The sequence below is a fragment of the Streptomyces sp. V3I8 genome (genome assembly GCF_030817535.1).
Classification (GTDB): Bacteria; Actinomycetota; Actinomycetes; order Streptomycetales; family Streptomycetaceae; genus Streptomyces.
Genome location: NZ_JAUSZL010000002.1, coordinates 304,305 through 326,347 on the forward strand (window position 1 = coordinate 304,305; position 22,043 = coordinate 326,347).

24 protein-coding genes are annotated in these 22,043 nt (G+C 73.1%); 10 read left to right on the forward strand and 14 right to left on the reverse strand.

Annotated features, from left to right (window positions below):
* Positions 1-171 precede the first annotated feature (171 nt).
* The 3 genes from QFZ75_RS01485 to QFZ75_RS01495 all read left to right on the forward strand — a co-directional run bounded on the left by QFZ75_RS01485 (position 172) and on the right by QFZ75_RS01495 (position 3,191).
* Positions 172-1,194 (forward strand): iron chelate uptake ABC transporter family permease subunit, encoded by a 1,023-nt coding sequence (locus tag QFZ75_RS01485; protein ID WP_307533412.1) that lies wholly within the window; start codon positions 172-174, stop codon positions 1,192-1,194.
* 71 nt (positions 1,195-1,265) lie between these two features.
* Positions 1,266-2,081 carry an ABC transporter ATP-binding protein gene (locus QFZ75_RS01490; RefSeq protein ID WP_307544171.1) on the forward strand — a complete coding sequence of 272 codons (816 nt, stop codon included), beginning with the start codon at positions 1,266-1,268 and terminating at the stop codon, positions 2,079-2,081.
* A gap of 78 nt (positions 2,082-2,159) precedes the next feature.
* On the forward strand, positions 2,160-3,191 hold the full coding sequence (locus QFZ75_RS01495; RefSeq protein WP_307533413.1) for an iron-siderophore ABC transporter substrate-binding protein: 1,032 nt from the start codon (positions 2,160-2,162) through the stop codon (positions 3,189-3,191).
* A gap of 97 nt (positions 3,192-3,288) precedes the next feature.
* On the opposite strand, the gene QFZ75_RS01500 is transcribed toward QFZ75_RS01495, so the two are convergent.
* Positions 3,289-4,365: a dipeptidase gene (locus QFZ75_RS01500; protein WP_307533414.1), complete on the reverse strand. Its 1,077-nt coding sequence runs from the start codon at positions 4,363-4,365 to the stop codon at positions 3,289-3,291.
* Positions 4,362-5,726, reverse strand: coding sequence for an amidohydrolase family protein (locus QFZ75_RS01505; RefSeq protein ID WP_307533415.1), 1,365 nt, complete (start codon positions 5,724-5,726; stop codon positions 4,362-4,364). The genes QFZ75_RS01500 and QFZ75_RS01505 overlap by 4 nt, the downstream gene beginning before the upstream one ends.
* Before the next feature lie 109 nt (positions 5,727-5,835).
* On the opposite strand from QFZ75_RS01505, the gene QFZ75_RS01510 reads away from it, so the two are divergent.
* Together QFZ75_RS01510 and QFZ75_RS01515 are read left to right on the forward strand one after the other, a co-directional pair.
* A complete protein-coding gene (locus QFZ75_RS01510; RefSeq protein ID WP_307533416.1) occupies positions 5,836-6,615 on the forward strand; it encodes an IclR family transcriptional regulator in 780 nt (259 codons plus the stop codon).
* A complete protein-coding gene (locus QFZ75_RS01515) occupies positions 6,612-7,562 on the forward strand; it encodes an ornithine cyclodeaminase family protein (RefSeq protein ID WP_307533417.1) in 951 nt (316 codons plus the stop codon). Before QFZ75_RS01510 ends, QFZ75_RS01515 begins: the two co-directional genes overlap by 4 nt.
* 54 nt (positions 7,563-7,616) lie before the next feature.
* On the opposite strand, the gene QFZ75_RS01520 is transcribed toward QFZ75_RS01515, so the two are convergent.
* Positions 7,617-10,538, reverse strand: a complete 2,922-nt coding sequence (locus QFZ75_RS01520; protein WP_307544172.1) for a LuxR family transcriptional regulator — start codon at positions 10,536-10,538, stop codon at positions 7,617-7,619.
* Positions 10,539-10,901: 363 nt separating this feature from the next.
* Positions 10,902-11,729, reverse strand: a complete 828-nt coding sequence (locus QFZ75_RS01525; protein ID WP_307544173.1) for an alpha/beta hydrolase — start codon at positions 11,727-11,729, stop codon at positions 10,902-10,904.
* Positions 11,730-12,107: 378 nt separating this feature from the next.
* Here QFZ75_RS01525 and QFZ75_RS01530 point away from each other — a divergent pair, with 378 nt between their 5' ends.
* The gene (locus QFZ75_RS01530; RefSeq protein ID WP_307533418.1) at positions 12,108-12,566 is read left to right on the forward strand and encodes a hypothetical protein; all 459 of its coding nucleotides are present in this window, start codon (positions 12,108-12,110) and stop codon (positions 12,564-12,566) included.
* A gap of 116 nt (positions 12,567-12,682) precedes the next feature.
* Here the strand turns inward: QFZ75_RS01530 and QFZ75_RS01535 are convergent, their stop codons facing one another.
* From QFZ75_RS01535 to QFZ75_RS01570, 8 genes are all read right to left on the reverse strand, one after another.
* On the reverse strand, positions 12,683-13,315 hold the full coding sequence (locus QFZ75_RS01535; protein WP_307533419.1) for a dihydrofolate reductase family protein: 633 nt from the start codon (positions 13,313-13,315) through the stop codon (positions 12,683-12,685).
* Positions 13,312-13,788 (reverse strand): SRPBCC domain-containing protein, encoded by a 477-nt coding sequence (locus QFZ75_RS01540; protein WP_307533420.1) that lies wholly within the window; start codon positions 13,786-13,788, stop codon positions 13,312-13,314. Before QFZ75_RS01540 ends, QFZ75_RS01535 begins: the two co-directional genes overlap by 4 nt.
* Positions 13,785-14,123, reverse strand: a complete 339-nt coding sequence (locus QFZ75_RS01545) for a helix-turn-helix transcriptional regulator (protein ID WP_307533421.1) — start codon at positions 14,121-14,123, stop codon at positions 13,785-13,787. The genes QFZ75_RS01540 and QFZ75_RS01545 overlap by 4 nt, the downstream gene beginning before the upstream one ends.
* 241 nt (positions 14,124-14,364) lie before the next feature.
* Positions 14,365-15,171 carry a YihY/virulence factor BrkB family protein gene (locus QFZ75_RS01550; RefSeq protein ID WP_307544174.1) on the reverse strand — a complete coding sequence of 269 codons (807 nt, stop codon included), beginning with the start codon at positions 15,169-15,171 and terminating at the stop codon, positions 14,365-14,367.
* Between the two features lie 142 nt (positions 15,172-15,313).
* Positions 15,314-15,865, reverse strand: a complete 552-nt coding sequence (locus QFZ75_RS01555; RefSeq protein WP_307533422.1) for a hypothetical protein — start codon at positions 15,863-15,865, stop codon at positions 15,314-15,316.
* 29 nt (positions 15,866-15,894) lie between these two features.
* Positions 15,895-16,992: a DUF6286 domain-containing protein gene (locus QFZ75_RS01560; RefSeq protein ID WP_307533423.1), complete on the reverse strand. Its 1,098-nt coding sequence runs from the start codon at positions 16,990-16,992 to the stop codon at positions 15,895-15,897.
* Positions 16,989-17,174 (reverse strand): hypothetical protein, encoded by a 186-nt coding sequence (locus QFZ75_RS01565; RefSeq protein WP_149509735.1) that lies wholly within the window; start codon positions 17,172-17,174, stop codon positions 16,989-16,991. The genes QFZ75_RS01560 and QFZ75_RS01565 overlap by 4 nt, the downstream gene beginning before the upstream one ends.
* A 55-nt stretch (positions 17,175-17,229) precedes the next feature.
* On the reverse strand, positions 17,230-17,730 hold the full coding sequence (locus QFZ75_RS01570; RefSeq protein ID WP_307533424.1) for an Asp23/Gls24 family envelope stress response protein: 501 nt from the start codon (positions 17,728-17,730) through the stop codon (positions 17,230-17,232).
* A 308-nt stretch (positions 17,731-18,038) separates the two neighbouring features.
* On the opposite strand from QFZ75_RS01570, the gene QFZ75_RS01575 reads away from it, so the two are divergent.
* From QFZ75_RS01575 to QFZ75_RS01590, 4 genes are all read left to right on the forward strand, one after another.
* On the forward strand, positions 18,039-18,623 hold the full coding sequence (locus QFZ75_RS01575) for an RNA polymerase sigma factor (protein WP_307533425.1): 585 nt from the start codon (positions 18,039-18,041) through the stop codon (positions 18,621-18,623).
* Positions 18,620-19,309: an Asp23/Gls24 family envelope stress response protein gene (locus QFZ75_RS01580; protein WP_307533426.1), complete on the forward strand. Its 690-nt coding sequence runs from the start codon at positions 18,620-18,622 to the stop codon at positions 19,307-19,309. Before QFZ75_RS01575 ends, QFZ75_RS01580 begins: the two co-directional genes overlap by 4 nt.
* The gene (locus QFZ75_RS01585; protein WP_307533427.1) at positions 19,306-19,665 is read left to right on the forward strand and encodes a hypothetical protein; all 360 of its coding nucleotides are present in this window, start codon (positions 19,306-19,308) and stop codon (positions 19,663-19,665) included. The genes QFZ75_RS01580 and QFZ75_RS01585 overlap by 4 nt, the downstream gene beginning before the upstream one ends.
* A 178-nt stretch (positions 19,666-19,843) precedes the next feature.
* Complete coding sequence (locus QFZ75_RS01590) at positions 19,844-20,524, forward strand: alpha/beta fold hydrolase (protein ID WP_307533428.1); 681 nt, start codon at positions 19,844-19,846, stop codon at positions 20,522-20,524.
* An 83-nt stretch (positions 20,525-20,607) separates the two neighbouring features.
* Here QFZ75_RS01590 and QFZ75_RS01595 read toward each other — a convergent pair whose 3' ends face one another.
* Positions 20,608-21,342 (reverse strand): VOC family protein, encoded by a 735-nt coding sequence (locus QFZ75_RS01595; protein ID WP_307533429.1) that lies wholly within the window; start codon positions 21,340-21,342, stop codon positions 20,608-20,610.
* Positions 21,245-21,799: a hypothetical protein gene (locus QFZ75_RS01600; RefSeq protein ID WP_307545096.1), complete on the reverse strand. Its 555-nt coding sequence runs from the start codon at positions 21,797-21,799 to the stop codon at positions 21,245-21,247. The genes QFZ75_RS01595 and QFZ75_RS01600 overlap by 98 nt, the downstream gene beginning before the upstream one ends.
* Positions 21,800-22,043 lie beyond the last annotated feature (244 nt).

A 22,043-nucleotide genomic window follows, 5' to 3' on the forward strand; every position in this document is an offset into this window, starting at 1 on the left:
CCCGCCGGAACGCCGCCCACCGAGTCCTCCGCACCGGCCGGCACGGCCGGTACCCGCGGTACGGCCGACGCGGGTGACACAGCCGGTACGAGTACCGCAGCCGGTCGGGGTGACGCGGCTGCTGGGAGCGGTGCGGCCGGCCGGTCCCCCGCCGTCGCCACGCGCGATGCCGTGGCCCGGCTCGAGCACGTCAGGCGCCGTGGACTGGTGCGCCGGACCACGGTGAGCGGTGCCCTGCTCGGCGTCGTCCTGGCGGCCTTCGCCCTGTCCCTCTCCACCGGCGACTTCGTCGTTCCGCTCGCCGACGTCCTCGCCACGCTGACCGGGGGCGGGGACGCCGGAACCCGGTTCGTCGTCCTCGAACTGCGCCTGCCGCGTGCCCTGCTGGCGCTCCTGGTCGGCGCCTGCTTCGGCCTCTCGGGAGCCGTGTTCCAGGCCCTGCTGCGCAACCCGCTGGCCAGCCCCGACGTCATCGGCGTGAGCGCCGGGGCCGGCGCGGCCGCCGTCCTCGCGACGATGGTCCTCGGTCTGAGCGGGATCGCGCTGTCGGGGCTCGCCCTGCTCGGCGCGCTGCTGACCGGGGCCGCCGTGTATCTGCTGGCCTGGCGCAAGGGCGTCGCGGGTTACCGCCTGGTCCTCGTCGGCATCGGCATCGGTACGGGTCTGTCGAGCGTCGTCTCGTACGTCATGACGCGTTCCGACGTCACCGAGGCCCAGGGGCTCTTCCTCTGGCTGACGGGCAGCCTCAACGGCCGTTCCTGGACACACTTCTGGCCTCTGTTCGGCGGCGCGCTGCTCCTGGTGCCCCTGACCCTGCTGAGCGCACGGGCGCTGCCCGCACTGCAGTTGGGCGACGAGGCCGCCGGCGGTCTGGGAGCGCGCGTCGAGCCCGGCCGGCTGGCCATGCTGGCCTGCGCGACCGCCCTCGCCGGTCTGGCGACGGCCGCCGCCGGTCCCGTCGGCTTCGTCGCCTTCGTGTCCCCGCCCGTCGCCCGGCGGCTGCTCCCCGGGCACGGCGCCGCCCTGGTGCCCTCGGCCCTGGTCGGGGCCGCCCTGGTGCTGCTGGCCGACTACGCCGCCCAGCACCTGATCCCCGGTACGCAGCTGCCGGTGGGGATCGTGACCAGCCTCGTCGGTGCGCCGTACCTGCTGTGGCTGCTCGCGCGCGCCAACCGCGTGGGCCAGGGCGGCTGACCGTGACGAGATCCCCGCACGAAGGTTCCGGCGAGCCCCGCGAACCGCTCGGCACCACCAAGGAGACGACGGTGACCTCCCAGCACACCCTGCAGGCCCGGGACCTGCGACTCGGCTACGGAGAGCGCGAGGTCGTCTCCGGGCTCGACGTCGACCTGCCGCCGGGCCGCATCACCTGCATCGTCGGGCCCAACGCCTGCGGCAAGTCCACCCTGCTGCGGTCGATGGCCCGGCTGCTCGTGCCGTCGGCGGGCGCCGTCCTCCTCGACGGGCGCAGCATCCAGGAGCTGCCCACCCGCCAGGTGGCCGCGACCCTGGGCGTGCTGCCGCAGTCGCCGGTGGCGCCGGAGGCCATCACGGTCGCCGACCTGGTCGGCCGCGGCCGGTACCCGCACCAGGGCTGGTTCCGGCGCTGGACGGCGTCCGACACCGAGGCCGTCGCCGCGGCCATGCTCGCCACCGATGTCCTCGAACTCGCCGACCGGCCCTTGGACGAGCTCTCCGGCGGACAACGCCAGCGCGTCTGGATCGCCATGGCCCTGGCCCAGGAGACCGACGTACTGCTGCTCGACGAACCCACCACGTACCTCGACATCAGCCACCAGCTGGACGTCCTGGACCTGCTGACCGACCTCAACCGGCAGCGGGGCGCCACCCTCGCCGTCGTCCTGCACGACCTCAACCTCGCGTGCCGGTACGCCGACCACCTCATCGCGATGAAGGACGGCCGCATCGTCGCGGAGGGCACCCCGTCCGCGATCGTCACCGAATCCCTGGTCCGCGAGGTGTTCGGCCTGCGCAGCGCGGTCGTCCCGGACCCGGCGTCGGCCACGCCGCTGATCGTCCCGATGGGCCGGCACCACATCACGGCGCCGACGCCCTCCTGAACCTCCCTGCCCTCTCCCTGCCTTCTCTCTGCCTTCTCTCTGCCCTTCACTGGAACACCTCGGAAAAGAGCACCCACCATGTCCCCTCGCCCCGCCGACTCCGGCTCCCGACGCCGTCCGGTCCGGCTGCGCCTGCTGACCGGCGCCCTCGCCCTCACCCTGATGGGGGCACCGGCCGCGTGCGGCTCGTCCGACGACTCCGGCACCCAGGAGAGCGCCGCGCGGGAGCCCGGCGGCGCGTTCCCCGCGAAGGTCGCCACCAAGTTCGGGACGGTCACCGTGGACGCGGCGCCCAAGCGCGTGGTGGCGCTCGGCTGGGGTGACGCCGAGGCGGCGCTCTCGCTCGGGGTGCAGCCGGTCGGGGCCGGCGACTGGCTCGCGTTCGGCGGCGACGGTGTCGGCCCCTGGGCCGAGGACCTCTACGACGAGAGCCCGCAGAAGATCGGCACGCTGGAGCCCGAGTACGAGAAGATCGCGGCGCTCAGGCCCGACCTGATCCTGGACACCAAGTCCAGCGGCGACCGGACGCGTTACGACACCCTGAGCAAGATCGCGCCGACCGTCGGCGTGCCGAAGGGCGGCGACCAGTACAAGATCTCCTGGGAGAAGCAGACCACCATGGTCGCCCAGGCGCTGGGCGTCCCCGACGACGGCAAGAAGCTGATCGCCGAGACGGAGGAGAAGTTCGCGGACGCCGCCGGGGCGCATCCCGAGTTCAAGGACAGGACGATCACCCTCGGTTCGCGGACCGCCTCCGCCTGGGGCGCGTACGTCCGCGGCACCGGCCGGGTCGACTTCGTCGAGCGGCTCGGTTTCCGCAACAACCCGGCCGTCGAGGCCGAGGCCGGGGCGGCGTTCTCGGTGCCCGTGTCGGAGGAGAACCTGCAGCTCCTCGACGCCGATCTCACCGTCATGGCCCCGATCGGCGTCACAGCGAAGAAGATCAGCTCCGATCCTCTCTACAAGGCCGTGCCGTCCGTGGAGAAGGGTCACTCCGTCGTCTTCGACGACGCGGACATCAGCCAGGCCTTCGCGATGGATTCCGTGCTGTCGGTCGACTACGCGCTGGAGAAGGTCGTCCCGCTGTTCTCGAAGGCCCTGAAGTCCTGACCCGGGCCCTCCGCCCGCCCAGGGCGGTACACGGAACCCGCCGGCCCGCCTCCGGTCACCCGGAGGCGGGCCGGCGCCGGTCTCGGCACCGGCGCGGTCAGGCGGGCTCCGGCGCCCAGACGCGGTCCGCGTAATCGAGGAAGTTGCGCCCGAGGATCTTCTCGATGCGCTCGGAACGGTAGCCGCGCCGCTCCAGCAGCCGGATCAGCTCCCGGAACTGGTCCACCCCGCGCAGGTCGAGGACGAAGGGCAGGGTGTCACCGCGCTCCCCCGCCGCGCCGACCCCGGCCGCCCGGCGCAGCGCGACGTGCTCGACGAGGTCCGCGCGGTAGGCGTCGAGGTCGTCGATCGACGTGACGGGCCCGTCGGTGCCGATGCCGACGTGGTCCTCGCCGCACACGTTCACCGCGTGGTCGATGTGCGCGACGACATCCGCCGCCGTGGCGTGGCCGGACACGTCGAGGAACGGCATGAAGTAGATGCCGACGAACCCACCGCGCGAGGCGACCAGACGGAGTTCCTCGTCGGTCTTGTTGCGGGGCAGGTCGGCGAGCGCCCGGCAGCCGGTGTGGTTGATCGACACCGGTGCGCGGGAGAACGTCGCGGCCTCCAGGCAGGTGCGCTCGCCGCTGTGCGAGAGGTCGACCATCAGGTGGTGCTCGTCGAGCGCCTCGACGACGCGGCGCCCGAAATCGCTCAGGCCCCGGTTGCCCGGCGCCATGGAGCCGTCGCCGATGTGGTTGGCCTGGTTGTAGGTGAGCTGCACGACGCGCACACCCAGCTCGGCGAACGTGGCCACGCGCCCGGTGTCCTCGCCGACCGCGACGGCGTTCTGGAAGCCGTAGACGACACCGATCCGGCCCTCTTCCCGGGCCCGGCGGAGGTCGGCCGCCGTGCGGACCTTCAGGAGGTCCGCCGCGTGCTCCCGGACGATGCCGTCCCAGACCGAGATCTCGTGCAGCGTGTGCTCGTACGGGGGCTCGTCGCCCATGGTGTAGCCGAGGGTGATGTTGACGGCGGTCAGGCCCGAGGCGTGGGCGTCCGCCAAGGTGCGCACGTCGATGGTGAGCTGGTCGCTGGTCGGGTTGAGCTGTGCGGCCGCCGCGGCCGACCGGGGCGCGTTGGGGTTGTCGAGCTGCCCGAGCGCGTTGATGATCATGGGGGTGGAGGTCATCGGGCTTCCTCGGTTCCGGCACGGCCCGGTTCTGCCGTGCGTACGGTGCGGGGATGCGCCGCGTCGTAGGCGCCGCGCTCGTAGCGGTGGCCGCGTTTGACGGTCAGGCAGACGCTGCGCAGGTGGTCGATGTCGAGCAGCGGACTCTCCTCCAGGACCACGAAGTTGGCGAGTTTGCCCGCCTCGACGCTGCCCATGCCGGCCTCGGCGCCGGCGGCGCGGGCGCCGAGCAGCGTGGCCGAGCGCAGCACCTCCTCGGGCGGGATGCCGCAGCGGCGCACCAGGAACGCCAGCTCCTCGAACAGCGCGGGGAAGGGCTCCTGCGGCGGAGTCTCGTAGTCGGTGCCGGTCGAGAGGTCCACCCCGGCACGGTACGCCTGGGCCGTGATGTGGGCGGCCAGCTTCGAGTGGGCCCGCGCGCGGGCGGCGTCCTCGGGCCCGTCCCCCGCCAGTTCGGCGCTCTCCCACATGCCGGCGGTCGCGTCGAGGACCGTCCCGTTGCGGCGCATCAGGGCGAACAGCTCGTCGAGGCGCGGATCGTCCTCGGCGGCGAACCTCTCGTGATCGACCCGCGGCTTGTCCTTGTACGTCGTCAACGGCCCGTCGGCGCCCTCGAAGGCGAGCAGCGTGACGTGGGAGACGCTGTCGACGCCGGCCTCGACGACCTGCCGGGGCGTGGCGGGGAAGACCGCCGCGTGGGCCCAGACGGGGATGCCCTGGCGGTGCGCCTCCGCGGTGATCGCGGCGACCGTGCGGTGGTCGAGGTCGGCGTAGACCTTGATGGCGGCGGCGTGCGTGCCGCGCGCCAGGGCGACGGCGACGCGCAGGTCCGTGTCGGGCGTGACGGCCTGCATCCACGGCACGGCGCCCGGTGTGGCGCCCTGGGACACCTGATGGGTGCGCGGGTCGTCGAAGAAGCCCGGCCCCGCCATCAGCGCGGCGTAGCGGATGTCCGGGCCGGGGATCTCGCCGACGAGGGTGGCCCGCGCGAGGTCGCCCACCTGGCGCAGGTCGTCGGCCATGTCGCGGATCGCCGTGATGCCGCTGTGGACGAGCCGGTCCAGCACCGCCTCGGCCTCGGGCCGGTCGGGCGGGGTGGCGAGGTGCTGGTGGGAGTCGATGAGGCCCGGCATGACGAAGCGTCCGCCGAGGTCGAAGACGTGCGCGTCGGCGGGCACCGTGGCGGCGATCTCGGCGTCGTCGCCGACCGCGCGGATCATGGGGCCGTCGACGACGACCGACGTCGACGGCCGGGGCGGCCGCCCGGTGCCGTCGAACAGCGTGGCGCCGCGGTACACGGCGACCGTGCCCGGCGGTGGCGGGGCGTGCGGGGTCGGCGCTCCCGTGGCCTCGTGCGTCATCTTCACCTCGTGATCGGGCTTGTTACGCTGTACGTAACATGTGTAACGTCTGAAGAAACATGCGTCACCGTACGCCGCCGTGCCCCGATGCCACAAGGAGTGGTCGGACGTGACCGAAGCGCCCCGCACCGCGGTGGACAAGGCCCTGGACCTGGTGGAGGCCGTGGCCCGGTCACCGCACCCGCCCCGCCTCACCGACCTCGCCGAGGAGGTCGGGCTGCACCGCGCGACCGCGTACCGCGTGCTCCTGGATCTCGTACGCCGCGGGTGGGTGCTGCGGGCCGGGGACCGCTACCTGCCCGGCGCGGCGGTGCTCCGGCTGTCGTCGTCCGCGGCGGGCAACTCGCTGGCGGCCCTCGCCCGGCCGGTCCTCGTGGAACTGTCCGCGCGCACCGGCATGATGGCCAACCTCCAGGTCCTGGAGGACGACCGCTCGCGGGTGATCGACGCCGTACGGCCCGAGCGGCTCGCGATGATCACCGATCTGGTCGGTGAGGGGCTGCCCGTGCACCGGTTCGCGGGTCCCCTCGCCCTGGTCGCCGCGCTCGCTCCCGCCGCCCGTGCCCCCTACCTGCGTCCCGCCGAGGCGGCCGGGCACCCGCTGGAGGGCCCGGACGGGCTGCTGGCCGACCTCGAACGCGCCGGGCGCACCGGCTTCGCCGTCGAACACGGCCGCAACGAACAACCCGTCGCCTCGATCGGGCGCGCCGTCGTCCCGACGCCCGGCGCGCCCGTCTGCGCGGTGACGGTCGTCGGTCTGGACGCCGAGTTCACGCCCGCCCGGCTGCCCGCACTGCGGGGGCACCTGAGCGAAGCCACCGACAGCCTGCAACGGTTGCTGACCGCCCCCGGCGCGCCCGCCTCGCCACGGACGGACCGGCCGGTATGAGCGACGTCCTCGTTCTCGACCGCGCCCGGACCCGTGCGGCGCTCGACCCGCACCGCGTGATGGCGGCCGTGGCCCGGGCGCTGATCGCCATCAGCCGGGGCGAGGCCTCCGCGCCGCCGCGCGTGGCCGCCCGCGCGCCGGGCGGGCTGCTGGGCGTCATGCCCGGTTACGTCCCCGGACTCGGGCTCGCCGCCAAGCTCGTCTCCGTGTTCGCCGACCCGGCCGACCCGGGCCGCGGCGCCCACCGCGGCATCGTCGCCCTGTTCGACCCGCAGGACGGGCGTCCCCTGGCCCTGCTCGACGCGGAATCCCTCACCGCGATCCGTACGGCGGCGTCCGCCACCCACAGCGCCCTCGCGCTGGCACCGCCCGGTCCGGGCCGTATCGCCGTCCTGGGTTCCGGCGCCCAGGCGCGGGCCCAGCTCTCACTGCTGGCCCTGCTCAAGCCTGCCGTACCCGTCACGGTGGCGGGCCGCGACCCGGGACGCGTACGCGAGGCGGCCGGTCTGCACCCGGCCGCCGTACCGGCCCCGCACGCCGAAGCGGCCGTGCGCGGCGCCGACGTGGTGTTCTGCTGCACCGGCGCGGCCCGTCCGGTGATCAGCCGGTCCTGGCTCGTCCCCGGCGCCCACGTCAGCTCGGTGGGCGGCTCCCACGGTCCCGAGGTGGACGCCGACACCGTCCGGGACGCCGCCCTCTTCACGGAATGGCCCGGCGCCTCGACCACCCGGCCGCCGTCCGGTGCGCACGAGTTGCAGAACCTGCCCGGGGAAAGGACCGTCACGCTGCTGGGCTCCGTGCTGTCCGGCCACCACCCCGGCCGCGGGAACGAGTCCGGGCCGACCCTGTTCAAGTCCACGGGCCACGCGGCGCTGGACGTCGCCGCGGCCCACGTCGCGTACACGGTCGCCGTGCGCGCGGGATGGGGGACGGTGGTCGACCTGTGAGCGGTGGCCGGACCGCACACCGCGCAACGGCTCCCTGCAGCCGTGCGCCGTTCTTCAGAGCCGTAGGCCGTTCTTCTCCGCCTGCTCGACCCTGCGTGACAGTTCCACGCGGGAGCGCACGCCCAGTACGGCGAAGACCTTGCGCAGGTGGTAGTCGACCGTGCGGGTGCTGACGGCCAGGTGCAGGGCCACCTCCCTGTTCGTGGCGCCCTCCGCCACACAGCGGGCTATCCGCAGTTGCTGCGGCGTCAGGCCGTCCAGGGCGCCCGCGCCCGCCGCGGCCGGGGCCGCCCCGTTCGCCCGCAGCTCCGCGTGCGCCTGGTCCGCCCAGATGCGGGCGCCACAGCGTTCGAAGCCGACCAGCGCGTCGCGCAGGCGGGTGCGCGCCTCCCGGAGCCTGCGACGCCTGCGCAGCCACTTGCCGTACAGCAGTCCGGTGCGGGCCTGCTCGAAGTCGCCGCCCGCCCCGGCGTGCAGGGTGAGCGCGTCCTCGTACAGTGCGTCGGCCCGGTCGGCGTCGGCCACCAGCGCCCGGCAGCGGGCGAGTTGGGCGGGTGCCTGCGCGTCGGCGCCGAAGCGGGCCCACAGGGCGAACTCGTCGACGACGGCGCGTGCGTCGTCGAGGAGTTCCCGCTGCCCGGCGAGGGCCGCGGCCTCCACGTAGCACGGCATGACCAGCATGCGTACGGCGAAATGGCCGTCGTCCGGACCCGGGCGGACCAGCGGCCCGAGCCGGGCGGCCGCCTCGAAGGGGCGTCCGCGCCCCAGTTCGGCGCGGCCCGACGCCCACTCGGCGAGTGTCGCGGCCTGCCGGAGCCCGTGGCGCCGCGCGGTCCCCAGCGCGGCCTCCGCGTGGTGCGCGACCTGCGCCGGCTCGTCCGCGATCGACGCCACCAGGGCCAGCACGGCGTGGTGGTGGGCGGCCACGTTGCCCTGCCCGTACAGGTGCGCGGTACGCAGTCCCTCCTCGGCGTGCGCCCGGGCGAGCGCGTGCTGCCCGGTCCGCAACTCCGCGTACGCCAGCAGTTCCAGGGCCCGTGGTACGGATGCCTCCGGCCCACGGGAGCGGGCCGCCGCGAGCGTCCGGGCGCCGATCCGGCAGGCGGCGGGGACGTCCCCCAGGAGGAGGGCCGCCGCGCCCGACCACAGCAACCGCTCCGGACCGTCCTCGTCCCAGGCCCGCGCGACCACGCGCCGCAGGCACGGGACCGCCCGGCCGGGGTCGCGTTCCAGCATCGCCCGCATGCCGTTCAGGTAGTCGCGCGCCGGGCCGGACACGGGGACGGACGCCGGGCCGGACACGGGGACGGACGCCGGGCCGGACACCGGGCCGGGGGCTTCCGGGCGCGGGTCCGTGGTGGCGGGCGCGGGGGTCATGGCGGTCACGGCCGTTACGGGGGCACGGTCCGCCGCGTTCAACGCACGCAGGCAGCCGACACTGTCGCCCGTGGCCCAGGCGGCCTCCGCGGCGGCGAGCCCCGCGAGCAGGGCGCGTTCGGGGTCGTCGGCAGCGAGCAGCGACCGGGCGAGCAGCAGGGTCTCGGCGGCGTCGGCAGCGGGCCCGTCGCGCAGGGTCAGGATCCCCCGCACCCAGGCGGCGCGGCCCCGGACGACGGGGGGCAGGGCGCTGTCGCCGGTGAGGCCGGTCAGCCGGTGGGCCGCCCGTGCCCGGCCCGCGAGCAGTGCCTGTTCGGCCGCCGCGGTGAGCCGCTGCACCCGCTCGCGCCCGTCCGCCGTCAGCTCCGCGGCGCGGGCGTACGCCGCCGAACGCTGTCTTCGGGAAGCGGTGGCACCCGGGTCGCCCGCGGCGGCGGACAACCGGTCCGCCAAGGGCGGGTCGTGCCCGGCGACCGACCAGGCGCGGTGGAGCAGCGCGACGAGCCCGTACCCCTGTCCCTCCAGGACGGCGGCGAGCGCCCGGTGGGCGGCCCGCCGCCGCTCGGGCGGAGCACAGAGGTGCACGGCTCTGCGCAGCACGGGACTGGTGAACCGGAACCGGCCGTCGGACAGTACGAGCATGTCCGGGATCCGGCCCGGGATCTGGTCCGGGGTGTGCTTCGGGATGCGGTCCGGGGTGCGGTTCGCGGCCTCGTCCGCTCCGTGGGCCGGAGCCCGGTCCGAGGTGGGCACGTCCGGCTTGTCGCCGAGTCGTACGGCCGCCCCGCGGACCAACTCGGCGTCGGCACCGTCGGGATCGTGTTCGTGCGCGGCCGCCACCAGCAGGAGCAGGTCACCCGCGTCCGCGGACAGTCCCGCCAGGTGCGTGCCGGCCACACCTCTCAGCGTCTCGGCGTCCACCAGCGGCCGGGGCAGCCGGTGCTCGCCGGACAGTTCGGCGGGCGACAGCCGGGCCACCAGCGCACGCAGCAGCGCAGGGTTTCCCTGGGCCTCCTCCAGCAGCTCCCCGCGTACGGCCGGGTCGACGGGAGCGCGGACCGTGTCGTCGAGGAGCGCGCCCGCGGCGGACGGACTCAGCGGCGCGAGGGTGCGCACGGGCAGCGCGGCGAGGTCGGGGTCGGCCGCGTGATGCCTGGCGACCGTGAGGAGCAGACGCACCGGGCCGGCCGGGTGCAGCCGGCGGGCGGCGAAGCCCAGGGCGGCCCGCGAGGGAGCGTCCCACAGGTGTACGTCGTCGACGCACACCAGCAGGGGCGAGCCCGCGGCGGCGGTGGTCAGCAGCTGGAGCAGCCGCAACGGGGCCGCGTCGGTGTCTGAGACGCCGACGGCCTGTCCTCCCGGCAGGCCGGCCACGGCGCACCGCAGAGCGTGCGCTCCACCGAGGGCGACACCGGATTCCGCACGGCTGGCCCGCACCCGCAGCACCGGCCCGGCTTCGAAGGAGCGGGCCGCGTGTTCCATCAGCGCGGTACGGCCGAGCCCCGGATCGCCGCTCAGTACGAGCACCGGGCCACCGTCCGCACCGGGCCGGTCCGACACGGCCGTCAGCGCCGCGAGTTCGGCGCCGCGGCCGTGCAGTGCGGGAAGTCCGTCGTGTGGGGGAAGTCCGTCGTGTGAGGGGGAGCCATGGTGTGGGGGCGGGCCCTGTGGTGCGGAGGGGCCGTGCCGCTGTGGGGGAGACTGGCGCACGTTCGTCCGTCCGGTCATCCCTGTGACGTTACTGGCGAGTGACAAGGAGCGGAAGCAGTCCGTCCGTCGCCTCAGGTCATCCGGAGCACCCTTCCCACCTGCGACGACGCCCTGGCACCGGGCGTCAGCGTGTGAGCCCGCCCAGCGACGCCGCCGCAGTTCTGTGCGACCGCACAGCGCCGGTGGGCGGGCGCGTTCCCCACACGCCCGCCCACCGGCTGCTCTTCGCCGTGCCTATGTGCCGTGCCTGTCTCAGGAGGTGTGCGGGCAGTTGCCCCGGTACTCCTCGATGGTCAGGCTCGGCCGCGGCAGCGGGCAGAGGAACTGCTCGTAGCGGGTGTCGTTGTCCACGAACCGCTTGAGCCACGAAATGCTGTACTTCGCGATCGTCGTGTTGGACGAGTTAGGTGTGAAGTGCGTCGCGCCGTTGAGCTCCAGGTAGGCCTTGTCGGTGGACGACGGCAGGCTTCCGTAGAACGGCTCCGCGTGCGAGGCGACGGGCGCGATCGTGTCGCCGTCGGCTCCGAAGATCAGGGTGGGTGTGCTGACCTCGGGCCAGGTCTTGTCGGTGTTCCAGGGTGTCAGCGGGATCGCCGCCTGGAGGGACGGGCGGGACTTGGCGGCCTCGAGGCTGCCGCCGCCTCCCATCGAGTGCCCCGCCACCGAGAGCCGGCTGCTGTCGATCCGGGTGCGGACGCTGCTGCGCTGGGTGAGGTAGTCCAGCGCGGCGAGCAGCTGCCGGCCGCGCGAGTCGGGCTGGTCCAGGGTCGTCAGGGTGTCGATGGTGAAGACGACGAAGCCCTGGGAGGCCAGCCGCGGGCCCAGCCAGGAGATCGAGGACTGGGTGCCGGTGTACCCGGGTGAGATCGCCACGGCACCGAACGTCCCGTCGCTGGTGCTCGTGGGGTAGTAGACGGTGCCGCCGCCGAAGCCGGTGACCGACAGCGACGAGACGGTCGTCTGGGACACGCTGTACGAACCGCGGGCCGCCTCGATGCTCGACGTGGTGGGGGCCGGGCCGCGCTCGTAGGGGTTCTCCGCGGCGTGCGCCCCAGGGCTCACCAGGGAGCTGAGCCCCACGACGGCGGTGAGCGCCGCGAGGGCGCCGGTGAACCGCTGTGCGGCCCGCCCGCGGTGCCGTGTGCGGTCGGTGGTGGCTCCGGGCGGGACCGTTCCGGGGGCGGGCGAGCTGTTCTGCGAGTACTGCTGCACGACGGGGTCGTCCTCTCGGTCGTGTCGAACCGCCGGACCGGACGTGGCACACGGAGGACCCGTGCGGCACGTCCGGCAGCTCTGCCGACGGCGCCGACCAGTGGCCGGCCGTGCCACTGTCGGTCCCGGCACGGGGTGCCGCCATCAGCAGAATCACCGGTCTTCAACGAACGCCGGTGCGCCATCCGGGCGCCCGGTCGGCAGAACCGGCATATATCCGCGCTCGGCGTGGGCACCTGCCAGAGCATGAACGAACTGAACGACGGGCCCGACCTCGACCATCAGCGCCCCCGGGGCGTCAGTGACAAGACCGTGGAGGCGCTCGGTGCGCTGTCCAAGGCGCTGGAGACCACCGAACGGGCCAGGGGGCACCTGTACTCGTTCCACCAGCTGACCGGAACGGCCGACCTGGAACTGGACCGCGCCGTCGAACTCCTGCGCGAGGCCGGCCACTTCTCGTACGCCGACCGGGTACAGAAGGAGGTCTTGGGCCGCAACGTCATCCCCGGCCACTGGACGTTCCAGATCGTCGAGGCCTACAACGAGACCTACTACGAGGCGTTCAGGGACCTCGAACGAAGTGCCCTGCGCGACCTCGCGGACGGCCGCGACCACCTCTACGAGGCCGAGATGAAGGAGGACCGCCGCACCCGGGGCCACCCCGACCACTCCGCCCGCCCCGACAGCCCGGACACTCCGTCCTAGCCGGATGTGCCCTCGGGCGCGCTTACGGGTGCGCTGGACCGAGCGGGAGGACGCTCGTGCGGGAGGACGCTCGTGCGGGACGACGCTTGTGCGGGACGAGTCGTGAACCGGCTCCGTCACCGCTGGACGAAGTCGGTGACTCCCTGGTACTCCCCCACCGCCGCCTGCCCTGTCGTCTCGTACTCGAGGAGCAGCAGGCCGTTCGGGGTCGCTTCGTGGTGGATCAGCCGGAGGCCGGACGGGCCGCCCGGGCCGGCCAGGAGGCGGCGGCCGGTACGGAGCACCGTGGGCGCCACCACCAGGCGCAGCGTGTCGACCAGGCCTGCCGACAGGAGCGCTTCACCGAGACGGGCGCTGCCGTGGATCTGCAGCTCCCGTCCCGGTCGCGATTTCAGCTCGGCGACCGTCCGCAGCGGGTCGCCTTTGAGCACGGTCGTGGGGTGCCAGGTGCCCTCGGTGAGGGTGTTCGACACGACGTACTTCGGGAGCGAGTTCATCCGCCCGGTGAACGGGTCGTCCGGGTCGGTGATCTTCGGCCAGTCGCGTGCGAACGCCTCGTAGGTGCGCCGGCCCAGCAGCAGGCCGTCGGCGAGGTCGAGCCAGTCCGAGGCCCGCTGGACGAATGTCCCGTCGATGTGCGGGACGAGCCAGCCGCCGCGGGTGAACCCGTCGCCGGTGTCCTCGTCCGGTGAGCCGGGCCCCTGGCTGACACCGTCGAGCGTGACGAACTCGATGAGAGCGATCTTCATCGTGCGGCCGTCCCTTCGGCGAACGCGGCCAGCTGGCCGGCGACCGTGCCCCAGCCGTCGGCGAAGCCGAGCTTGTCGTGCAGGTCGCGGGCTGCCGGGTCGCCGTGCCTGACGACCATCCGGTAGTCCGTGCCGTCCGGGTGGTCGAGCAGTGTGATCGTGGCGGTCATCGCGGCCGGGGCGGGCTGCGCGGGTCGCCAGGTGCTGTCGATGGCGTTGGTGAACACGATGCGCTCCAGCTCGTCGACCGCCAGGAAGCAGGCGTCGAGGTGCGGCACGAACTCGGTTCCGTCGTCGCTCAGCCGCGTCACGAACGCGCCGCCGGGCCGCAGTTCCAGGTGGTCCACCCGGCAGCGGGTCGGAGCGGGGACCCACCAGCGCTCGAGCCGGGACGGGTCGGTCCAGGCGCTCCACACGGTCGCGCGCGGGGCACGGATGATCCGCTCCAGGCCGAGGTCGAGGTCGGGATTCACTGCGTCTTCTCCTCCGGGTCGGTGACGAACTGCTCGAGGCGGTCGGTGCGCTCCTCCCAGGTGCGACGCTGCTCGGAGAGCCAGTCGTCGACAAGGGTGAGCCGCTCGCGGTTGAGCACGCAGGTGCGCACCCGGCCGGACTTGACGGTCCGGATCAGCCCGTTCGATTCGAGCGTCCGCACGTGCTTCATGAACGACGGCAGGGTCATCGGGAACTCACGGGCGAGGTCGCCGACGCTCGTGGGCCCACGGCCGAGACGCCGGACGACAGCGCGCCGGGTCGGGTCCGACAGGGCGACGAACACACCGTCCAGCTGTGCCGAATACTGTGCCATACGGCTAACTATCGGGGACGCGGATAGTTAACGCAAGGGCTAAGTGTTACGGAGCAGGTCGCGCGCTCCGGTTTCCTCGGTGGCGGCGACGGCGGTGGCGGTGACGGTGACAGCAGTGATGGCAGTGGCGGCCCGGGGGCAGGAGCCGTAGGGCGTCGTGGTCGGGGGTCAGGGAGTGCTGTTCGCCGACGGCGGCTCCGCCGTCCAGCCGCACACCGAACGCGCCGGCTCCGCCGTCCGCTCACCGCGGCTCGGCCGGTTCCTCCTTCTTGCTCAGGGCGTTCAGCTCGGCGGTGAACTGCGCTCCCGCGAGCAGCGCGAGGTTGGACAGCCACAGCCAGATGAGGAAGACCACCGCACCCGCGAGAGACCCGTACAGCTTGCTGTAGGTACCGAGCGCGGAGGCGTACAGGGCGAAGCCCGCGGAGACGGTGAGCCACAGACCGGCCGCCAGCAGCCCGCCGGGCAGGCTGTGTCTGCGGCGCTTGGCCGGCGCGGGTCCGGTGTGGAACACGATGATCACCAGCAGCAGCACCAGGCACATCAGGACCGGCCAGCGCAGCAGGTTCCAGACCCGGGCGGCCACCGCGTCGAGGCCGAGGAGGTGGCCGAAGGTCTCGGCGAGCGGCCCGGTCAGCAGCAGGACGAGGGCGCTGACGAGGAGCAGGCCCAGGAGGGCGAGGGCGGTCAGCAGAATGCGGTGGGCCGTGTGCCACGGGGAGCGGTGGTCCGGCACGTGGTGCATACGGTGCAGGGCGCGGCGGAAGACGGCGAGATAGCTGGAGGCGGACCACAGCGCGCTCACGGTGCCGCCGCACAGCAACGTCCAGGCGGCCGAACCGTCCTGGAGCATCCGTGACAGCACGTCGTGCAGCTGGGTGCCCGACTGGTCGGGGGCGTAGGCGGTCACGTGCGCGATGAAGTTCTCGGCCGTGTCCGGGCTGATGAGGCTGAAGGCGATGACGGTGACGAGCAGGGAGGGCAGGACCGCCAGGATGGAGTAGTAGGTGAGCGCGGCCGCGTAGTCGGAGACGTCGTCCCGCCACATCGACACAGGTGTACGCCGCAGGGCGATTCCCCAGGCCGCGGGGACTCGATTGCCCCGTGGACTCGGACGCAGGACGTGCGAACCGGGCCCGGTGACGGCGGGACCTGTGACGGCGGCGGGGGCCGTGACGGCCGGACGCGGTTCAGCGGACATGTCGCCTACTGTGCGGGCGCGTGGAGAAGCGGACGCGGGTGCCCACCTCGTACGGAGTGAGGGCGGCCTCCGTCTGGGCGGCGAGCCGGACGAGGGCAGGCAGCACGGCGGCCGGGGTGACGTCCGGCTGAAGCCGGACATGCAGGCGTACGCCCAGCCGCTTCTTCCGGGCGAGGGCCCGTGTCCGGCAGCGGGCGACACCCTCGATCGCAAGGGCCTGCCGGGTCACCGCATCCTCCAGGGCCCGGGTCCGCAGGGTGCTGCCGGGTGCGGGCAGCGGGACCGACGGACGCACTCCGCTGCGCAGCTGACGGGCGGACCACACGCCGAACAGTGCGGTCGCGGCGATCGCCCCTGCCAGGACCGAGGGTGTCCACCAGTCCGTCGTGCGCAGTTCCGCGAGCCCCTGCCGGTCGACCAGCGCGGTGCGCGGGCCGGGGTCGGGCCACCAGGCCGGAAGCCCCGTGGCCCAGGACGCCTGGGTGACGGCCAGCCAGGCACCGCCGAGCAGGAACACCAGGCCGACCGTGGCGAGAGTCATCCGATTGAGGACCGTGCGAGATCGTTCCATTAATGGTTCGCCCCCTCGGGACCCGACGGGGTCGTGGTGTCGGCACTGGTCGGGAACGGTTCCTGTCCCCCGCTCTCCTCGGTCGTCGTCACTCCGGGATCCCAGGCGGGATCCGGCCGGACCTTGACGCGCAGCCGCGGTACCCGACGCAGCTCGCAGCCCGCCAGGGCCCGATGGGCCGCACGCCGCACCTCGTCGTGCGCGAGGGACCGGTCACCGAAGGCCAGGCCGGCGCGGACGGTGACGCGGTGGCGACCCACCCGCACCTTCACCGGGCCGATCCCCCGCGTCGCCCCCACGCTGTCCCTGATCAGGGAGGCCACCGCCGTGCGGTCCAGGGCGGTCCGCAGGCGGGGATCGGGAGCGGTGACGGTGAGAAGCCCGCGGTGGCCCGGGGCGAGGGCCAGGACGATCAGCAGCAGACCGAGGACGGCCACCGCCGCTACGCAGGCCATGACGGTCGGATCGCCGGGGCCTCGCTGCGAGAGCCAGTCCAGCGTCCCCGTACGCCAGGTGGCGGGCGAGCGGTGCGCGGCATGCACCAGGAGCAGGTCGACCGCCAGCGCACCGCAGACCACGGTGGCCGCCAGGGTCACCAGCATCGTCGGCAGCCGTCGTTGCGACCACCACCGCCGGGGCGTACGCACTGCGCCGGGCGACCGGATGTTGCCGTCCACGGACGGCTCGTCCGCGAACACCTGGGACCTGGACAGCCTGTCCAGGGACACCTTGTCCAAAGGCACGGTCGCGTTGTCCAAAGGCACGGTCGCGTTGTCCAAGGGCACGGTCGCGGCCATGGCAGGCACCGGCACCAGGGCGGTGACACCGACGCGCGCCGTACTGATGTCGAGACCGGTCAACTGGTGGGTACGAGCGGTGACATGCTGCTGGAGTCGGCGCACCGCCTCCGGCAGCGGGGCGGGGTAGGGCAGGGTCACGTCGACACTCACGTCCGCCCGGCGACCGTTCACGCCGGCCGACCCCTTCACGGCTCCGGTCCCCGGGCTCGCGGCCGCCTCGGTGGCCGCCCGCTCGGCGATCTTGCGGACGGCCTTGTCCGAGACGGTCAACGTGCCGCGCAGGCCCGCCCCGGTCATCGACGGCTCCGCTCGAAGCCGTCACGCAGATCCTGGATCCGGCCCCCGCCGTCGAACCAACGGCCCGCAGCCCACCCCAGGCCGCCCAGGGCGGCCACGAGCAGGAACGCTCCGAAGCCTCCGAAGAAACCGGCGAAGGCCAGCGCCATCCCGGCGATCATCCCGACGAAACCTCTGGTCACGTCCACTCCCTGTCCTGTTCCACCGGTCTCGAGCCCCTCGGCGTGCGACAGCCCGTCACTCCACGCGGGAGTCCGTCACCTGTCCCTCGCCGTCCTCCTCGGGCAGATGGACGTCATTCACCGTGACGTTCACCTCCACCACGTCCAGGCCGGTGATGCGCTCCACCGCGGAGATCACGTTCTCACGGACGTCGCGCGCCACGTCCGTGATCGGGACGCCGTACTCCACGACCAGGTCCAGGTCGATGGCCGTCTGCCGCTCGCCGACCTCGACCTTCACTCCACGCCCGACGTTCGGCCGACCGCCCGGCACCCGGTCGCGAACGGCGCCGATGGTGCGCGACAGGCCGCCGCCCATGTCGTACACCCCCGGGATCTCCCGGGCCGCGATGCCCGCCACCTTCACCACGACGACATCCGCGATGGACGTCCTGCCGCGGTCCGGAGCGGGCTGGCCGACCCCGGTGACACCGCCGGACAACGCCGTCGTCTGCGCTCCCGGGCTGCCCTGCGCGACCGATACGTCCTTGCTGGTCGGTGCGGTCTGCGTGGTCATGGCTTGTCCTTCTTCCTGTGGCCGGCGAATTGCTCTCACTGCGATAGACCCGCCGCGGCCGCGTCTGTGACGCGGATACCCGCAAAATCTCCGCTCAGCTGCCGCCGGCCGCACCCGCGGAGGCTCCGCGGGCGTTCAAGGAGCGGTTGGGGAGCGGTTGGGGGCGCTCGGGGAGGAGAGTCCGCTGTGCGGCATCCGTACCGGGTGCGCATCTCGAAGTGGCGCGTAGTGCTGCGTAACGGGAGGCGGCGCCGATGTGTCCAACCCTCGGAACCGAACGCTCGGAACCGGACGAGAGGAGCCACCCAGTGGCGGGGGCCTGCAGTCAGAATGCACCACCGGACGTCCAGGGCGAGGTCGAAGACGCCCTGCTGACGGTACGGGCCGCGGAAGGCGACGAGGACGCCTTCGCCGTGCTCGTGCAGTGTCACGCCCCCGCGCTGATACGGCTCGCCACCCGCCTGCTCGGCAACCGGGCGGAGGCCGAGGACGCCGTGCAGGACGCGTTCATCAATGCCTGGCGGCGCCTCCCGGAGTTCCACAACCGGTCGTCCTTCGGCACGTGGATGTACCGGATCACCACCAACCGCTGTCTCAATGTGCTGCGTGCCCGCAAGCCGGTGGCGACTCTGGAGGCCGCCAGAGACGTACCGGCACCGGAGCACTCGGCTTCCCCGGCCCGGATCGCGGAGGCCCGTGACGCGGTGCGGGAGCTGCGCGAAGCCCTCGACCTGCTCTCGGTCGAACAGCGCGCCTGCTGGGTGCTGCGAGAATTGGACGGTCAGTCCTACGAATTCATCGCGGAGGCGGTCGGCATCAGCCAGGAGGCTGTGCGCGCCCGCGTCTTCCGTGCACGACGCTGCCTGACACAAGCAATGGGGGCCTGGCGATGACCGCTCACACCGACCCGCCCGCCGCGCACTCCGGCGGCACGCACACCGGCGACAGCCAGGCCGACGGCGCGTACGCCCAGGGTGCGCACGACGACGAGCGGCTGCCGTGCGGCAGGTTGCTGTCCCAGGTCTGGGACGACTGGGAGCGCGGGCCCGGCGACACCACCGACCCGCACCTGCGGACCTGCCCGCACTGCCGGCAGTCCGTCCACGGCCTCGACGAGCTGGAGTCCGCGGTCCGCGACCTGCGTGACGAGACGACGGACGTCTCCGCGTACGACACGACGCCTCTGACCCGGCGCGTCATGGACGTCGTGCGGCTCGAACTGCATCCTGGCCGACCCCTGCCTCTGGGTGAACCGGCCGAGGACCTGTGGATCATGGAGTCGGTGGCCGCACGTACCCTGCGTGCGGCTGCCGAGTCCGTGTCCGGGGTGCGGGCCGGCTCCTGCCGTCTGCTTCCGCTGCACATCTCCGACAGCACCGTCGCCGGGCCGGCGGTCGAGGTCAGCCTCGCTCTGCACGCCCCGGCCCAGGTACCGCTGCCGGAGCTCGCCGAACAGGTGCGCGGCCGGGTGCGGGAGGCCGCGGACCGGGAGTTGGGCCTGGCCATAGCGGCGGTGGACATCCGCGTCACCGACCTGATCGACACCGTGTCCGACAGCCAGGAAGGGGGTACGCGATGACCGCCGACGCCGCGCCCGGCGCCCTGACCGAGGAGATCGCCCGAACGGTGGAGGCCGTGCCGGGTGTGGCCTTCCTCAGGCCCGGACTGGCCGGACGTCTGCGCTCCACCCTGCCCAGACCTCAGGAGGGCAGGGACCGGACGCCGACAGCCGGCGTACGGTTGAGCCGGACGGGCAGTGCCGGACGTTGGCACGTCGAGATCCATCTCGTCGCGCTCAGAGGGGCACGGGCACTGGACGTCGCCCGCGCCGCCCGGCGCAGCGTCGAGGCGTACCTGCTGTCCGTGCTGTCGGCGGAAGCAGCTCCCACAGCCGCTCCCGCGCACGTCACGGTGACTGTCACCGGGCGGGTTTGAGGTTGTGCGTCAGGATATGGCCGTCGGGACGTTCACGTCGTGAGGTCGGCGTCATGAACTCTGCGTCGTGATGGTGCATGCGTACGCGCGTGCCGCGGTTGGTTCGGGCTCTGCCGTTGCCGACCGGTGCGCGGCGGTCGATCCCTGCGAGCGCGAAATCCGTCGGACAAGGAGCAGGATGACAGTGCACGACGCGGCGTCCACAGCCGGATCGACAGGCTCGTACGCTCCCGCGCTGGTGACGCGACACATACCTCGCTCGGCCCGTGCCGCCGTGCTGTTCCTGCACGGCGGGACGGCCGACAGCCGTGCGCCGTCCCGGTCCTGGCACCTCGCCGCCCTGCGCATGAAGCCCTTCGTACGGGCCGTCGCTCGTGCGGTACCGGACGACGTCCTCCTGGCGGAAGTGCGCTACCGCGTACGGGGATGGAACGGGAAGGACGCCGACTCGCTCCTGGACGCGCGACGGGCGCTCGATGAACTCAGCGGCCTCGTCGGAGACGTTCCGGTCGTCCTGGTCGGTCACTCGATGGGCGGCCGGGCGGCTCTGCGTGCCGCGAGTGCGCCGCGGGTCCGCGGCGTCGTGGCGCTGGCTCCTTGGTGCCCCGCCGGCGAGCCGGTGGCGCACTTGCGGGACAAGGAGGTCGCCGTGCTGCATGGAGACCGTGACCGGGTCACCGACCCTCGTTCGTCCCTGGCCTTCGTGCAGCGCGCCCGTGCCGCGGGAGCCCGGGCAACGTTCGTCGGTATGGCGGACGGTGACCACGCGATGCTGCGCCACAGCGGCGACTGGCACCGCGCCGTGGGCACCAGCACCCTCGCGATACTGTCGCGCCGACGCTGGCGCCTCACCGACTGAGACCCGCTGCGTTCTTGCGTACAAGGGCTTACGCGCAGGGACTTGCGTGTAAGCACTTGCGTGTAGGAATCCGGGGGGGGGCGTTACCGAGGTGTCAGGACAGAGAACTCGTTGCCGTCGGGATCGGCCATCAGCAGTCGGTCCGCCTCGTCGTGGCCCGTGTCGACACGTGTCGCGCCGAGGGAGAGCAGACGGTCGATCTCCGCCTGTCGCGCATCCTTCGGGTCGCCGTCGGCAGAGGGCGCGAGGTCGAAGGTCAGTCGGTCCTTGCCCGTCCTCGGCATCAGCGGCGGACCGCCCCACGTGATCTTCGGACCACCGTGCGGCGAGCGGATCGCGGTCTCCTGGTCCTGGTCCCAGACCAGCGGGAAGCCGAGCGCCTTGCTCCAGAAATATCCGACCTCCTGCGAGCCGTCGCAGGCCAGCGCTCCGACGAAGCCGCAGTCGGCGAGGAAGTTGTTGCCCGGCCCGATGACGCAGAACTCGTTGCCCTCGGGGTCGGCCAGCACCACATGGCCCTCTTCCGGGAGCTGACCGATGTCGATGTGCCGTGCGCCCAGTTCCAGTGCCCGGTCCACCGTACGCCGCTGGTCCTCGAGCGAGGTGCTCGTCAGATCGAAGTGCATCCGGTTCTGGTCGACCTTCCGCTCCTGGGTCGCCGTGAAACGGAGTCGGAACCCGGTGTCGTCACCGGGCAGGAGCACCAGACCGTCCCGCGAATCATCGGTCATCTCCCAACCCAGGAACCCTGACCAGAACCGCGCCAGACTCCGTGGCTGGTTCGCATGGAAGCAGAGCGCGAACAGTTGACAACCCATGACCTGGCCCATCTCCGATCCACCGGCTGACCACTATCGACTTTCGGCCGGACACCGACGTCAGCCCTCGCGCCGGAGCATAGGGGTGCACGGCCGTCACCCGCACCCGAGTTTCCGTCGGCAGCCGGGGCCGCGCGGCGTGGACCACGTCCTCCGGAAGGGCGCCGACGACGTGCAGACGCAGTTTCCTGCCGTGCGAGGTGATGGTGAGCAGGTCGCCCGCGCGGGCCCCGGTGGCCAGGACCCGGAGGTCCCCGCTGTCCCCCGCCATTGCGGTGAGTCCGGCGGTGTCGAGCGCACGCGCCGCGGACGGGTCCGGCGCCGCCGCACGCAGCCGGGCGCCGTCACCGTCGCCGTCGACGCCGACACCGACGGGGCTCGCGATGCCGTACCGGTCGCCGGTGGTCGCGCTCGTCGGGTCGACGCGCAACTGCCGTACGCCGACGGTTCCGCGCACGCCGGGCACCCGGGTCGGCCGCTCGGCGATGTGGGGGGCGCGGCCCGCGCCGAGGTAGGAGTCGTCGGCGCCGACCTGCCCTCGACGGCCTCCTCGGTGAGCGCCGCGAGCGCGGCCAGGACGGTGGCGGCGAGCAGCACGTCGAGTCCGGCGGCACCCGGCACCAGTCCATGGTGCGCGGTCCCGCGTACTGCGGTGGGCGCGCGTCTCCCGCTCGACTCGCCGGCCTCCTCCCCCCGTACGG